The sequence below is a fragment of the Cytobacillus sp. FSL M8-0252 genome (assembly GCF_038007345.1).
GTDB lineage: Bacteria > Bacillota > Bacilli > Bacillales > Cytobacillaceae > Cytobacillus > Cytobacillus kochii.
In genome coordinates this window covers 144,684-156,646 of record NZ_JBBOWZ010000001.1, presented here as the reverse complement: position 1 = coordinate 156,646, position 11,963 = coordinate 144,684, and the positions used below count along the sequence as shown (strand labels likewise).

General features: G+C 40.2%; 25 protein-coding genes. All 25 read right to left on the bottom strand.

Annotated elements, in window-relative coordinates; all coding sequences use genetic code 11:
* On the bottom strand, positions 1-366 hold the full coding sequence (rpsM, locus tag MKX83_RS00835) for a 30S ribosomal protein S13 (protein ID WP_095371201.1): 366 nt from the start codon (positions 364-366) through the stop codon (positions 1-3).
* Between the two features lie 21 nt (positions 367-387).
* A complete protein-coding gene (gene rpmJ, locus MKX83_RS00830) occupies positions 388-501 on the bottom strand; it encodes a 50S ribosomal protein L36 (protein ID WP_003156543.1) in 114 nt (37 codons plus the stop codon).
* 35 nt (positions 502-536) lie between these two features.
* Positions 537-755, bottom strand: a complete 219-nt coding sequence (gene infA / locus MKX83_RS00825) for a translation initiation factor IF-1 (RefSeq protein WP_095371202.1) — start codon at positions 753-755, stop codon at positions 537-539.
* A gap of 296 nt (positions 756-1,051) precedes the next feature.
* A complete protein-coding gene (map, locus tag MKX83_RS00820) occupies positions 1,052-1,798 on the bottom strand; it encodes a type I methionyl aminopeptidase (protein ID WP_251163144.1) in 747 nt (248 codons plus the stop codon).
* Entirely contained in the window at positions 1,798-2,448 is a 651-nt protein-coding gene (locus MKX83_RS00815; protein WP_095371204.1) for an adenylate kinase, read from the bottom strand. The genes map and MKX83_RS00815 overlap by 1 nt, the downstream gene beginning before the upstream one ends.
* Before the next feature lie 56 nt (positions 2,449-2,504).
* Positions 2,505-3,800 (bottom strand): preprotein translocase subunit SecY, encoded by a 1,296-nt coding sequence (gene secY / locus MKX83_RS00810; protein WP_341053572.1) that lies wholly within the window; start codon positions 3,798-3,800, stop codon positions 2,505-2,507.
* Positions 3,800-4,240, bottom strand: coding sequence for a 50S ribosomal protein L15 (gene rplO, locus MKX83_RS00805; protein ID WP_095371206.1), 441 nt, complete (start codon positions 4,238-4,240; stop codon positions 3,800-3,802). Before rplO ends, secY begins: the two co-directional genes overlap by 1 nt.
* 34 nt (positions 4,241-4,274) lie before the next feature.
* Positions 4,275-4,457, bottom strand: coding sequence for a 50S ribosomal protein L30 (gene rpmD, locus MKX83_RS00800; RefSeq protein ID WP_095371207.1), 183 nt, complete (start codon positions 4,455-4,457; stop codon positions 4,275-4,277).
* Between the two features lie 13 nt (positions 4,458-4,470).
* Positions 4,471-4,971 carry a 30S ribosomal protein S5 gene (rpsE, locus tag MKX83_RS00795; protein ID WP_095371208.1) on the bottom strand — a complete coding sequence of 167 codons (501 nt, stop codon included), beginning with the start codon at positions 4,969-4,971 and terminating at the stop codon, positions 4,471-4,473.
* A gap of 23 nt (positions 4,972-4,994) precedes the next feature.
* Positions 4,995-5,357, bottom strand: a complete 363-nt coding sequence (gene rplR / locus MKX83_RS00790; RefSeq protein ID WP_095371209.1) for a 50S ribosomal protein L18 — start codon at positions 5,355-5,357, stop codon at positions 4,995-4,997.
* 32 nt (positions 5,358-5,389) lie between these two features.
* Positions 5,390-5,929, bottom strand: coding sequence for a 50S ribosomal protein L6 (rplF, locus tag MKX83_RS00785; protein WP_095371210.1), 540 nt, complete (start codon positions 5,927-5,929; stop codon positions 5,390-5,392).
* 31 nt (positions 5,930-5,960) lie between these two features.
* A complete protein-coding gene (rpsH, locus tag MKX83_RS00780; protein ID WP_095371211.1) occupies positions 5,961-6,359 on the bottom strand; it encodes a 30S ribosomal protein S8 in 399 nt (132 codons plus the stop codon).
* A 29-nt stretch (positions 6,360-6,388) separates the two neighbouring features.
* Positions 6,389-6,574: a 30S ribosomal protein S14 gene (gene rpsN, locus MKX83_RS00775; RefSeq protein ID WP_009499044.1), complete on the bottom strand. Its 186-nt coding sequence runs from the start codon at positions 6,572-6,574 to the stop codon at positions 6,389-6,391.
* Between the two features lie 25 nt (positions 6,575-6,599).
* The gene (gene rplE / locus MKX83_RS00770; RefSeq protein WP_095371212.1) at positions 6,600-7,139 is read right to left on the bottom strand and encodes a 50S ribosomal protein L5; all 540 of its coding nucleotides are present in this window, start codon (positions 7,137-7,139) and stop codon (positions 6,600-6,602) included.
* Between the two features lie 26 nt (positions 7,140-7,165).
* Entirely contained in the window at positions 7,166-7,477 is a 312-nt protein-coding gene (gene rplX / locus MKX83_RS00765; protein WP_095371213.1) for a 50S ribosomal protein L24, read from the bottom strand.
* A gap of 36 nt (positions 7,478-7,513) precedes the next feature.
* Positions 7,514-7,882 carry a 50S ribosomal protein L14 gene (gene rplN, locus MKX83_RS00760; protein WP_095371214.1) on the bottom strand — a complete coding sequence of 123 codons (369 nt, stop codon included), beginning with the start codon at positions 7,880-7,882 and terminating at the stop codon, positions 7,514-7,516.
* Positions 7,883-7,923: 41 nt separating this feature from the next.
* Positions 7,924-8,187, bottom strand: a complete 264-nt coding sequence (rpsQ, locus tag MKX83_RS00755; protein WP_095371215.1) for a 30S ribosomal protein S17 — start codon at positions 8,185-8,187, stop codon at positions 7,924-7,926.
* A gap of 21 nt (positions 8,188-8,208) precedes the next feature.
* Entirely contained in the window at positions 8,209-8,409 is a 201-nt protein-coding gene (gene rpmC / locus MKX83_RS00750) for a 50S ribosomal protein L29 (protein WP_009336588.1), read from the bottom strand.
* Positions 8,399-8,833, bottom strand: coding sequence for a 50S ribosomal protein L16 (rplP, locus tag MKX83_RS00745; RefSeq protein ID WP_095371216.1), 435 nt, complete (start codon positions 8,831-8,833; stop codon positions 8,399-8,401). Before rplP ends, rpmC begins: the two co-directional genes overlap by 11 nt.
* A gap of 1 nt (position 8,834) precedes the next feature.
* The gene (gene rpsC, locus MKX83_RS00740) at positions 8,835-9,491 is read right to left on the bottom strand and encodes a 30S ribosomal protein S3 (protein ID WP_095371217.1); all 657 of its coding nucleotides are present in this window, start codon (positions 9,489-9,491) and stop codon (positions 8,835-8,837) included.
* Between the two features lie 3 nt (positions 9,492-9,494).
* Positions 9,495-9,836 carry a 50S ribosomal protein L22 gene (gene rplV, locus MKX83_RS00735; protein ID WP_095371218.1) on the bottom strand — a complete coding sequence of 114 codons (342 nt, stop codon included), beginning with the start codon at positions 9,834-9,836 and terminating at the stop codon, positions 9,495-9,497.
* 18 nt (positions 9,837-9,854) lie between these two features.
* Positions 9,855-10,133: a 30S ribosomal protein S19 gene (gene rpsS / locus MKX83_RS00730; RefSeq protein WP_095371219.1), complete on the bottom strand. Its 279-nt coding sequence runs from the start codon at positions 10,131-10,133 to the stop codon at positions 9,855-9,857.
* A 60-nt stretch (positions 10,134-10,193) separates the two neighbouring features.
* The gene (gene rplB / locus MKX83_RS00725; protein WP_095371220.1) at positions 10,194-11,024 is read right to left on the bottom strand and encodes a 50S ribosomal protein L2; all 831 of its coding nucleotides are present in this window, start codon (positions 11,022-11,024) and stop codon (positions 10,194-10,196) included.
* Between the two features lie 28 nt (positions 11,025-11,052).
* Positions 11,053-11,337: a 50S ribosomal protein L23 gene (gene rplW, locus MKX83_RS00720; RefSeq protein ID WP_095371221.1), complete on the bottom strand. Its 285-nt coding sequence runs from the start codon at positions 11,335-11,337 to the stop codon at positions 11,053-11,055.
* A complete protein-coding gene (rplD, locus tag MKX83_RS00715) occupies positions 11,337-11,960 on the bottom strand; it encodes a 50S ribosomal protein L4 (RefSeq protein ID WP_224938673.1) in 624 nt (207 codons plus the stop codon). Before rplD ends, rplW begins: the two co-directional genes overlap by 1 nt.
* Positions 11,961-11,963: the final 3 nt, after the last annotated feature.

Below are 11,963 nucleotides of genomic sequence, written 5' to 3'. Positions count from 1 at the left end.
TTATTTCTTTTTGTTCGCTACAGTCTTACGAGGACCTTTACGTGTACGAGCATTGTTTTTAGTATTTTGTCCGCGAACAGGTAAGCCACGACGGTGACGAAGACCGCGGTAGGATCCGATTTCCATTAGACGTTTGATGTTAAGTGATACTTCACGACGAAGGTCACCTTCAACTTTTAATGAATCGATTTGCTCACGAATTTTGTTTAATTCATCTTCAGTAAGATCGCGTACACGAGTATTCTCGTTTACACCAGCTTCTGCTAGAACTTTTTGAGCAGTTGTTTTACCAATACCATAGATATAAGTTAATGAGATTACTACACGTTTTTCACGTGGTACATCTACACCTGCAATACGTGCCACTATATGCGCACCTCCTTCAAATTAGCCTTGTTTTTGTTTATGTTTAGGGTTTTCACAGATAACCATTACTTTACCTTTTCTGCGGATGACTTTGCACTTTTCGCAGATCGGTTTAACTGATGGTCTTACTTTCATTATCCTAACCTCCTTAGTAGTACGGAGTGCAATGATTATTTAAAACGATAAGTGATTCTTCCGCGAGTTAAGTCATAAGGAGAAAGCTCAACTGTTACTTTATCCCCTGGTAAAATACGAATGAAGTGCATGCGGATTTTACCGGAAACATGAGCTAAAACTGTATGACCGTTTTCTAATTCTACCTTAAACATTGCATTTGGCAAAGTGTCTATGACTGTGCCTTCTACTTCAATTACATCATCTTTCGCCACTAAACAAGTCTCCCTTCCATAAAATCATATACGAAATATATCAAATGCTTTCCCAAGCATGTAGATATTCTTTGCTAAAAGGTTCGCAGAATAACACATTCGGACATTCCGATACATAATCTCATAGGTCGCGTAATCAATGCAAGCTTTATGAGCTAATAATCATCTTACTCAAAACAAATGATTTTAAACATATACACAACAACCTTCTGATTATAACATAAAAAGAGTTTGACGTCTCCTTATAGTAAAAAGAAAAATGAGTTAGAAACGGAGTATTTTAGAAAAGCCTACTGTTATTTTACAGTAAGTATTTCATAACCAGTTTCAGTAATGGCTATTGTATGTTCGAAATGGGCACAACGCTTACCATCGACTGTTACGACTGTCCATTGATCGGATAGCGTTGATACATATCTACTACCGATATTTACCATCGGTTCGATAGCTAATACCATACCTGGTTTTAATAGAGGCCCTTTATTCGGGGGACCAAAATGTGGAATCTGTGGTTCCTCATGTAAGTCTTGCCCTACCCCATGTCCGACATATTCTCGTACAATGGAAAAACCTTTGCTTTCCGCATATGTTTGGATTGCATGAGAGATGTTCGATAAGCGTACACCTGGCTTTGCTTGTTTTAAGCCTTCATATAATGACTGCTCAGTAACTTCAAGCAATGCTTTTGATTGTTCATCAATTGCCCCTACTGCGTAGGTCCAGGCAGAATCACCGTGATAACCGTTATATTTTGCACCTATATCAATACTGATGATATCACCATCGTTTAAGCTGTTATCATCAGGAATCCCGTGAACTAGCTTTTCGTTCACAGATGTACATATACTACCTGGAAAACCGTTATATCCTTTAAAAGATGGGACGGCCCCACATTTGAGAATAAAAGCCTCAGCAAGACGATCTAATTCTCTTGTCGTTATTCCCGGAGTGATATGCTTTTGTAATTCCTCATGTGTTAAAGCGACAATTCTACCAGCTTCTCGCATAATATCGATTTCACGTTGAGTTTTGCTTATGATCATTATTGTAAGCCTCTTAAAAGACTATCTAGATCAGTAAATACTTTACCAATTTCTTGTTGACCGTTAATGTTACGTAAATAGCCTTTATTTTCATAGAAATCAAGCAAAGGTTTTGTTTGCTTAATGTTTACGTCAAGTCTATTTTTAACAGTTGCTTCATTATCATCTTCACGTTGATATAATTCTCCACCACAACGGTCACATTCGCCCTCTTTAGTTGGAGGATTAAATACAAGATGATATGTTGCCCCACAAGATTTACATATTCTGCGGCCAGTTAGCCTTTCCATCAAAATCTCTTGATCTACATCAATGTTAATAACGTAATCAATTTTTCTTGATAGATCAGAAAGAATATTTTCTAAAGCATCCGCTTGAGCAACGGTTCTAGGGAAACCATCTAAAAGAAAACCTTTTTCGCAATCGGGTTTACCAAGACGTTCTCTAACAATACCAATTGTTACTTCGTCTGGCACAAGTTCACCTTTATCCATAAAAGACTTTGCTTCTAAACCTAGAGCAGTTTCTTCTTTGATCGCTGCACGGAACATGTCTCCAGTAGAGATATGCGGAATACCGTACTTTTCAACAATTCTTTCTGCTTGTGTACCTTTACCGGCACCAGGGAGCCCCATTAATACAAGATTCAAGTGAATTCCCCCCTATTCTATTAGGTTTGAGGGAACAATCGTCCCCTTAAACCTTTCTATTTGATAAAACCTTTATAATGACGTTTAACTAGCTGAGACTCTAACTGTTTGTAAGTATCAAGAGCAACACCAATCACGATTAGTAAGCTCGTTCCACCGATTTGAGCAGTTTCTGGTAGCCCTGCAACATTAATGAAGAACATTGGAATGATTGCAATCGCTGTTAAGAAAAGAGCACCAACAAAAGTTAAACGATATAAGACTTTAGTTAAATATTCCTGCGTGTTTTTACCAGGACGGATGCCCGGTACATAACCACCTTGATTCTTAAAGTTCTCAGAGACTTTCTCTGGGTTTACTTGAATGAATGCATAGAAATATGTGAAAGCAATTATTAATGCAGCATAGATGACCATACCAATTGGCTCAGTATAATCAAATATCTTCTGGATCCAACTCGTTACACTATTCGATTCAAAAAAGCCTGCAATCGTTCGTGGTGTAATGATAAATGAAATCGCAAAGATAACAGGGATAACACCTGCAGCATTTACTTTTAAAGGTAAATGAGTGTTTTGAACACCTACTGGCGTCTTACCTGCTGATGCACGTTTTGCATATTGTACTGGAATTTTTCTTAATGCCTGTTGGATAAAGATTGTTCCAACTACAATAGCAATAACCGCAAGCACGATAAGTACAAGGGTTACGATACGTAGGAATAATTGATCTCCAGCACCTTCAATTTGCTGCGCATAAATTTGGTTAGCGATGGAAGGAATACCGGCAACGATTCCAGCGAAGATAATAATAGAAATACCATTACCAACACCTTTTTCCGTAATTTGCTCCCCTAACCACATTAAAAAAGCAGTTCCTGCAGTTAATACTGTAGCAATTAATAAATAAGAGCCAATACCCGTATTTTCAATTAACATGCCACCAGCAAGATTATTAAACCCATAAGACATACCAAGAGCTTGGATAAAACCAAGCACGATAGTAAAGTATCGTGTAAACTGAGCTAGTTTACGACGACCTGCCTCACCTTGCTTAGCCCATTCCGTAAATTTCGGCACAACGTCCATTTGTAGTAACTGAACAATGATTGATGCTGTAATATACGGCATGATTCCCATCGCAAGAATTGAGAAGTTTAATAACGCACCGCCACCAAATACATTCAAGACACCAAATACACTCATTTGATCCTGTGATTGTAAAATTTGTGCATTCACCCCTGGAACGGGGATAAATGTGCCGATGCGAAATACAATTAACATTAATAGGGTGAAAATGATCTTTCTTCTTATGTCACCCACGCGCATAAAATTGGAGATTGTCTGAAGCATTAGATCACCTCGGCTTTACCGCCGGCAGCTTCGATTGCTTCTTTAGCCGCAGCAGAGAATTTATGAGCTTTAACTGTAAGCTTTTTCTCTACGTTGCCTTTAGCAAGAACTTTAATTCCTGCTTTTTCGTTACTTACAACACCCGTTTCAATAAGAAGCTCTGGAGTAACTTCCGCTCCATCTTCAAAACGATTAAGTGCGTCAAGATTAACTACCGCATATTCTTTACGGTTAATGTTAGTGAATCCGCGTTTTGGTAAGCGTCTGAATAAAGGTGTTTGACCACCTTCGAATCCAGGACGTACGCCGCCGCCAGAACGAGCATTTTGACCTTTATGTCCCTTACCAGCAGTTTTACCGTTACCTGAACCAATACCGCGACCTTTGCGTTTACGTTCTTGACGTGAACCTTCTGCAGGTTTTAATTCATGAAGTTTCATGTTGGCACCTCCTTATTTTGTAGAAGATCGAAAATTATTTTTCAGTTACCGTTACAAGATGAGCAACTTTATTAATCATACCACGGATGGCAGGATTGTCTTGGTGCTCAACTGTTTGGTGCATTTTGCGTAATCCAAGAGCTGTTACTGTTTGGCGTTGGTCCTCAGGGCGACCAATCACACTGCGAGTGAGGGTAACTTCTAGTTTATTCGCCATTTGATTTCCCTCCTTATCCTAACAGTTCTTCTACTGATAAACCACGTAACTTAGCTACGTCTTCAGCACGTTTTAATTGTTGTAGACCATCTAGTGTTGCGCGAACCATGTTAATTGGTGTGTTTGTACCCAATGATTTAGAAAGGATATCGCCTACACCCGCTAACTCTAGTACCGCACGAACTGGTCCACCAGCGATAACTCCTGTACCTTCATATGCAGGTTTTAGAAGAATTTCGCCAGCTCCGAAGTGACCGATTACTTCGTGAGGAATTGTTGTTCCAACCATAGGAACTTCAATTAAGTTTTTCTTCGCATCTTCAATTGCTTTGCGAATAGCTTCTGGTACCTCTTGAGCTTTACCTGTACCAAAGCCAACGTTACCGTTTTTATCTCCAACTACTACAAGAGCAGAGAATCTGAAACGACGTCCACCTTTAACAACCTTAGCTACACGGTTTACCGTAACTACGCGCTCTTCAAGTTCAAGTTTGTTTGGATCAATACGACGCATTCTATATGTCCCTCCTTTGTCTATTAAAATTCTAACCCGTTTTCGCGAGCAGCATCTGCTAACGCTTTAACACGACCATGATATAAGTATCCTCCACGGTCAAATACGATTGATTTCAATCCTTTTGCTTCCGCACGTTTAGCGATTAATTCGCCGACTTTAACAGCCGCATCAACGTTGCCTGTAGCTTCAATACTAGCTTCTTTGTCTTGTGTAGACGCGCTAGCAAGAGTTACTCCGTTCACATCGTCAATTAATTGTGCATAAATGTGTTTATTTGAGCGATACACATTTAGACGAGGACGAGCCGCAGTGCCAGAAAGTTTAGATCTTACGCGAGCGTGTCTTTTCTTACGCACTGCATTTTTATCAGCCTTCGTAATCATTTCGGTCACTCCTTTCGTTTAGCTATGCAGCATTACTTACCTGTTTTACCTTCTTTACGACGAACATATTCTCCTTCATACCTAATACCTTTTCCTTTGTAAGGTTCTGGAGGACGAACGTCACGAATGTTAGCCGCTAAAGCGCCTACACGTTCTTTACTTGCACCTTTTACTACTACTTTCGTATTAGCTGGTACTTCGATTTCGATACCTTCTTCAGGTTCGATTTCAACTGGGTGAGAGTATCCAACGTTCAATACAAGCTTTTTACCTTGTTTTTGGGCACGGTAACCGACACCGATAAGTTCTAAGCCTTTTTCGAAGCCTTTAGATACACCTTCAACCATGTTAGCGATCAATGCACGAGTTGTACCATGAAGCGCACGGTGCTCTTTTTGATCAGAAGGACGCACGATGTTGATTACGTTCTCTTCGATGTTAATTGCGATATCTTTATTAAAAGTGTGAGAAAGCTCACCTTTAGGACCCTTTACGATAACGTGATGATTTTCATCAAGCGTTACTGTTACTCCACTAGGGATTTCAATTGGTTTTTTACCTATACGGGACATTTATTGCACCTCCATTCTTTCTGAAACTATATTACCAAACGTACGCTAGTACTTCTCCGCCTACTTGTTTCGCGCGAGCTTCTTTGTCTGTAAGAACGCCTTGAGAAGTAGAAACGAGTGCGATACCAAGACCGTTAAGAACGCGTGGTACCTCATCAGCTTTAGCATAAACACGAAGACCAGGTTTACTGATACGTTTTAAGCCTGTGATTACACGTTCATTTTTTGCACCGTATTTTAAGAAAATGCGGATAATGCCTTGCTTGTTATCTTCGATAAACTCTACATCACGTACGAAGCCTTCACGCTTAAGGATTTCAGCAACTTCTTTTTTAATATTAGAAGCAGGAACTTCTAATTTTTCGTGACGAACCATGTTCGCATTACGGATGCGAGTTAGCAAATCTGCAATTGGATCTGTCATGACCATTGTTTTTACCTCCTTCCCTAACTTTGGGTTTACCAGCTAGCTTTTTTAACGCCAGGAATTTGTCCTTTATATGCTAATTCACGGAAACAAATACGGCAAAGCTTAAATTTACGGTATACAGAATGTGGACGTCCACAACGTTCGCAACGTGTATATTCTTGTACCTTGTATTTAGGCGTGCGTTTTTGTTTCGCAATCATTGACTTTTTAGCCACGTTTTCGCCTCCCTCTAATTAACGATTACTTTTGGAATGGCATTCCAAATTGTGTTAAAAGTTCACGAGCTTCTTCATCAGTATTGGCAGTTGTTACGATAACGATATCCATACCACGAACTTTGCTTACTTTATCGTAATCGATCTCAGGGAAGATCAATTGCTCTTTAATACCAAGTGTGTAGTTTCCGCGTCCGTCGAAAGACTTTTTAGAAATACCACGGAAGTCACGTACACGTGGAAGAGAAACAGATACTAATTTATCGAAGAATTCGTACATGCGTTCTCCACGTAAAGTAACTTTCGCTCCGATTGGCATACCTTCACGTAAACGGAAGCCAGCGATTGATTTTTTCGCGCGAGTGATAACAGGTTTTTGACCTGCGATTTGTGTTAATTCCTCAACAGCATTATCTAATGCTTTAGAGTTTTGCACAGCATCACCCACACCCATGTTGATAACGATTTTTTCAAGTTTTGGTACTTGCATTACTGATTTATAGTTAAACTTGCTCACAAGAGCAGGAGTAATTTCTTTTACATGTTTTTCTTTTAGGCGGTTCATCGATTGTACCTCCCTTCTTCATTGATCTATTTATCTAAAGATTCACCTGATTTTTTTGCTACACGCACTTTTTTCCCATCAACCGTTTGATAGCCTACGCGAGTTGGTTCACCAGATTTAGGGTCAACCGGCATAACGTTTGATACATGAATAGGTGCTTCTTGGCTAAGGATTCCACCTTGAGGATTCAAGTTAGATGGTTTAGCGTGTTTCTTTACGATATTAACACCTTCTACAAGAACGCGTTCTTGTTTTGGGTAAGCAGCAAGAATAACGCCTGATTTGCCTTTATCCTTACCAGAGATGACCATTACTTTATCACCTTTTTTTACATGCATCTGTGTGCACCTCCTTAAAGGCATTTTGTTTAATTTTTATAGTACTTCTGGAGCTAATGATACGATTTTCATGAAGTTGTTCTCGCGTAGTTCACGAGCAACTGGTCCAAAGATACGTGTACCACGAGGACCTTTATCGTCACGAATAATTACACATGCGTTTTCATCAAAACGGATGTATGTGCCATCTTTACGACGAACGCCGCTCTTTGTACGAACGACAACAGCTTTAACAACATCACCTTTTTTAACAACGCCACCTGGTGTTGCTTGTTTCACTGTGCAAACAATTACATCACCGATGTTGGCAGTTTTACGGCCTGAACCACCTAAAACTTTAATTGTAAGTACTTCACGAGCACCAGAGTTATCAGCAACTTTTAAACGTGATTCTTGTTGAATCATCTGTGTAACCTCCCTTCGGGATCAAACATATTTCCGAACAATTAGATAATAACTGCTTTCTCAACAACTTCAACTAGACGGAAGCGTTTAGTCGCAGATAATGGGCGAGTTTCCATGATACGAACGATATCGCCGATTTTTGCTTCATTTTGCTCATCATGAGCTTTAAACTTTTTAGAGTACTTTACGCGTTTGCCGTATAATGGATGCTTTTTGTATGTTTCGACTAAAACAGTAACAGTTTTATCCATTTTGTCTGAAACAACGCGTCCAGAGTATACTTTGCGTTGGTTACGTTCACTCATTGTGCGAACCTCCTCTCAATATCACTTGCTAAAACCAATTTCTCTTTCACGGATAACAGTTTTCATACGAGCAATTGCTTTACGCACTTCACGGATGCGAGCTGTGTTTTCCAGTTGTCCAGTCGCCAATTGAAAGCGTAGATTAAAAAGCTCTTCTTTTAATGATTTAACTTTTTGTTCTATTTCGGCAGTGGTAAGGTCACGAATTTCATTAGCTTTCATTTGATTCACCACCAATTTCTTCTCGTTTTACAAACTTACATTTAACTGGAAGTTTGTGTGCTGCAAGACGTAGAGCTTCACGAGCGATCTCTTCAGATACACCTGCAATTTCGAACATTACTTTACCAGGCTTAACAACTGCAACCCATCCTTCAGGAGCACCCTTACCAGAACCCATTCGGACTTCAAGAGGCTTAGCAGTGTATGGCTTATGCGGGAATATTTTAATCCAAACTTTACCGCCACGTTTCATGTAACGAGTCATTGCAATACGGGCAGATTCGATTTGACGGTTAGTGATCCAAGAAGCATCTTGAGCTTGTAGACCATATTCACCGAATGTTACTTCAGTACCACCTTTTGCTTGACCGCGCATTTTTCCACGGTGTACACGACGATATTTTACGCGTTTTGGCAATAGCATATTATTTGCCTCCTTCCCCATTATTCTTCTTTGTAGGAAGCACCTCTCCACGATAGATCCATACTTTTACGCCTAACTTACCGTAAGTCGTATCTGCTTCTGCTGTAGCATAATCAATGTCAGCACGAAGAGTATGAAGTGGTACAGTTCCTTCGCTATAAGATTCAGAACGAGCGATATCAGCACCGCCAAGACGTCCAGATACCATTGTTTTGATACCTTTAGCTCCTGCGCGCATAGCACGTTGAATAGTTTGTTTTTGAGCACGACGGAATGATACACGGTTTTCCAATTGACGAGCAATGTTTTCCGCTACTAATTTCGCGTCGATGTCAGCTTTTTTGATTTCAAGAATATTGATGTGAACACGTTTGCCAGTAAGTGCGTTAAGTGCTTTACGCAACGCCTCTACCTCAGTACCACCTTTACCGATAACCATTCCTGGTTTTGCAGTATGGACTGTGATATTTAAGCGATTAGCTGCACGTTCGATTTCTACTTTAGAAACAGATGCATCGCTTAAGCGTTTTGTGATGTACTCACGAACTTTCAGGTCTTCGTGTAAAAGATCAGCGTAGTCTTTACCTGCGTACCATTTTGACTCCCAATCACGGATGACACCGATACGCAAACCGACTGGATTTACTTTTTGACCCACAGATTATCCCTCCTTCTTTTCTGATACAACGATTGTGATGTGACTTGTGCGTTTGTTGATTGCGCTAGCACGACCTTGTGCGCGTGGACGGAAACGTTTTAAAGTTGGTCCTTCGTCAACAAATGCTTGCTCAACTACTAAATTATTAACATCCATTTCGTAGTTGTGCTCTGCGTTAGCTAGTGCAGATTTTAATACTTTTTCTACGATTGGAGAAGCAGCTTTTGGAGTTAAATTTAAAATCGCTACCGCTTCACCTACTTGCTTACCTCGAATTAAATCTACGACTAAACGAGCTTTACGAGGAGCAATACGAACTGTTCTTGCAACAGCTTTAGCTTGCATTATAATGCCCTCCTCTCATTAACGTCTTGTTTTCTTATCATCATTACCATGGCCTTTGTATGCACGTGTTGGAGCAAATTCTCCAAGCTTGTGGCCTACCATATCTTCAGTAACATAAACAGGCACATGTTTGCGACCATCATACACTGCGATAGTGTGTCCGATGAATTGTGGGAAGATCGTAGAACGGCGAGACCAAGTCTTCACTACTTGCTTGCCATCAGTTTCATTTAACTTTTCGATCTTTGTCATTAAATGTTCGTCAACAAAAGGTCCTTTTTTTAAGCTGCGACCCATGATTGAACCTCCCTTCGTGATTGTTCTACGGCCCGTCTTTGGAACCGTAGTTCAATCCCGTTATTTTTTACGACGACGTACGATAAATTTATCAGATTGATTGTTTTTCTTACGTGTTTTGTATCCAAGAGTTGGTTTACCCCAAGGAGACATAGGTGATTTACGACCGATAGGAGCTTTACCTTCACCACCACCGTGTGGGTGATCGTTAGGGTTCATAACAGATCCACGTACAGTTGGGCGTTTACCTAACCAACGAGAACGACCGGCTTTACCGATGTTAATCAATTCGTGTTGTTCGTTACCAACTTGACCTACAGTAGCGCGGCAAGTAGCAAGAATCATACGAACTTCGCCAGAGTTTAAGCGTACTAATACGTATTTACCTTCTTTACCAAGTACTTGTGCACTTGTTCCAGCAGAACGTACTAACTGTCCACCTTTACCAGGTTTAAGTTCGATGTTGTGGATTACAGTACCCACAGGAATGTTTGTAAGTGGTAATGCATTACCTACTTTGATATCTGCTTCAGGACCAGACATTACTTCTGCGCCTACTTTAAGAGTCTTAGGAGCTAGGATGTAACGCTTTTCTCCATCTACATAATTAATTAGTGCAATGTTAGCTGAGCGGTTTGGATCATACTCGACTGTAGCAACGCGACCTGGTATTCCATCTTTGTCACGTTTAAAGTCGATGATACGATATTGACGTTTATGACCGCCGCCTTGATGACGAACTGTCAACTTACCTTGGTTGTTACGGCCACCTTTGCGCTTTACTGGAGCAAGCAAAGATTTTTCTGGTTTGTCTGTAGTGATTTCTGCGAAATCAGATACCGTCATGCCGCGACGACCATTAGAGGTAGGTTTGTATTTTTTAATCGCCATTTCATTTCCCTCCTCTTCTTGTTAGAAATTAAGCTTCAAAGATTTCGATTTCTTTGCTGTCAGCAGTTAGTTTAACAATCGCTTTACGGCGTTTGTTTGTATAACCACCGAATTTACCCATGCGCTTGAATTTACCTTTGTAGTTCATGATGTTCACTTTTTCAACTTTTACATCAAAGATTTCTTGAACAGCATCTTTAACTTGAGTTTTATTAGCTCTTACATCAACTTCAAAAGTATATTTTTTGTCAGCCATGATGTCAGTAGAACGTTCAGTGATAACGGGGCGCTTAATGATATCGCGTGCATCCATTATGCAAGCACCTCCTCTACTTTTTCGACCGCTTGCTTCGTCATGATCAATTTATCATGATTTAAAACGTCTAATACGCTGATTCCGTTAGCAGTAACAACTGTTACTCCAGGGATGTTACGAGCAGATAATGCTACGTTTTCATCGATGTCTGCAGTTACGATTAATGCTTTAGAATCTACAGAAAGACCTTTAAGTACACCTTTAAAGTCTTTTGTTTTTGGAGCTTCGAAAGATAGAGTTTCTAATACTAGAATGTTCTCTTCCGCAACTTTAGTAGATAACGCTGATTTGATAGCTAAGCGACGAACTTTTTTAGGTAATTTGTAGCTATAGCTGCGTGGTACAGGACCAAATACAGTACCGCCTCCGCGCCATTGTGGTGAACGGATTGAACCTTGACGAGCACGACCTGTGCCTTTTTGACGCCATGGTTTACGTCCTCCGCCAGCTACTTCAGAACGAATTTTAGTTTTATGAGTTCCTTGACGTAGAGAAGCTCTTTGCATAATAACAGCTTCAAACATCACGTGGTTGTTTGGCTCGATACCAAAGATTGAGTCGTTCAGCTCAATATCGCCAACTTGTGAACCACTTTGGTTTAATAATGCAACTTTAGGCATTCT

Coding starts and splice junctions, on each gene's coding strand:
- rplW (WP_095371221.1), bottom strand. CDS start 11,337: ATGGATGCACGCGATATCATTAAGCGCCCCGTTATCACTGAACGTTCT.
- rpsQ (WP_095371215.1), bottom strand. CDS start 8,187: ATGAGTGAACGTAACCAACGCAAAGTATACTCTGGACGCGTTGTTTCA.
- rpsS (WP_095371219.1), bottom strand. CDS start 10,133: ATGGGTCGCAGCTTAAAAAAAGGACCTTTTGTTGACGAACATTTAATG.
- rpmD (WP_095371207.1), bottom strand. CDS start 4,457: ATGGCGAATAAACTAGAAGTTACCCTCACTCGCAGTGTGATTGGTCGC.
- rpmJ (WP_003156543.1), bottom strand. CDS start 501: ATGAAAGTAAGACCATCAGTTAAACCGATCTGCGAAAAGTGCAAAGTC.
- rplP (WP_095371216.1), bottom strand. CDS start 8,833: ATGCTATTGCCAAAACGCGTAAAATATCGTCGTGTACACCGTGGAAAA.
- secY (WP_341053572.1), bottom strand. CDS start 3,800: ATGCTTCAGACAATCTCCAATTTTATGCGCGTGGGTGACATAAGAAGA.
- rpmC (WP_009336588.1), bottom strand. CDS start 8,409: ATGAAAGCTAATGAAATTCGTGACCTTACCACTGCCGAAATAGAACAA.
- rplX (WP_095371213.1), bottom strand. CDS start 7,477: ATGCATGTAAAAAAAGGTGATAAAGTAATGGTCATCTCTGGTAAGGAT.
- rplF (WP_095371210.1), bottom strand. CDS start 5,929: ATGTCCCGTATAGGTAAAAAACCAATTGAAATCCCTAGTGGAGTAACA.
- rplO (WP_095371206.1), bottom strand. CDS start 4,240: ATGAAACTTCATGAATTAAAACCTGCAGAAGGTTCACGTCAAGAACGT.
- rplV (WP_095371218.1), bottom strand. CDS start 9,836: ATGCAAGCTAAAGCTGTTGCAAGAACAGTTCGTATTGCTCCTCGTAAA.
- rplB (WP_095371220.1), bottom strand. CDS start 11,024: ATGGCGATTAAAAAATACAAACCTACCTCTAATGGTCGTCGCGGCATG.
- rplE (WP_095371212.1), bottom strand. CDS start 7,139: ATGAACCGCCTAAAAGAAAAACATGTAAAAGAAATTACTCCTGCTCTT.
- rplN (WP_095371214.1), bottom strand. CDS start 7,882: ATGATTCAACAAGAATCACGTTTAAAAGTTGCTGATAACTCTGGTGCT.
- rplR (WP_095371209.1), bottom strand. CDS start 5,357: ATGATTACGAAGGCTGATAAAAATGCAGTGCGTAAGAAAAGACACGCT.
- rpsH (WP_095371211.1), bottom strand. CDS start 6,359: ATGGTCATGACAGATCCAATTGCAGATTTGCTAACTCGCATCCGTAAT.
- rpsE (WP_095371208.1), bottom strand. CDS start 4,971: ATGCGTCGTATTGATCCAAACAAACTTGAACTTGAAGAGCGCGTAGTT.
- rplD (WP_224938673.1), bottom strand. CDS start 11,960: ATGCCTAAAGTTGCATTATTAAACCAAAGTGGTTCACAAGTTGGCGAT.
- map (WP_251163144.1), bottom strand. CDS start 1,798: ATGATCATAAGCAAAACTCAACGTGAAATCGATATTATGCGAGAAGCT.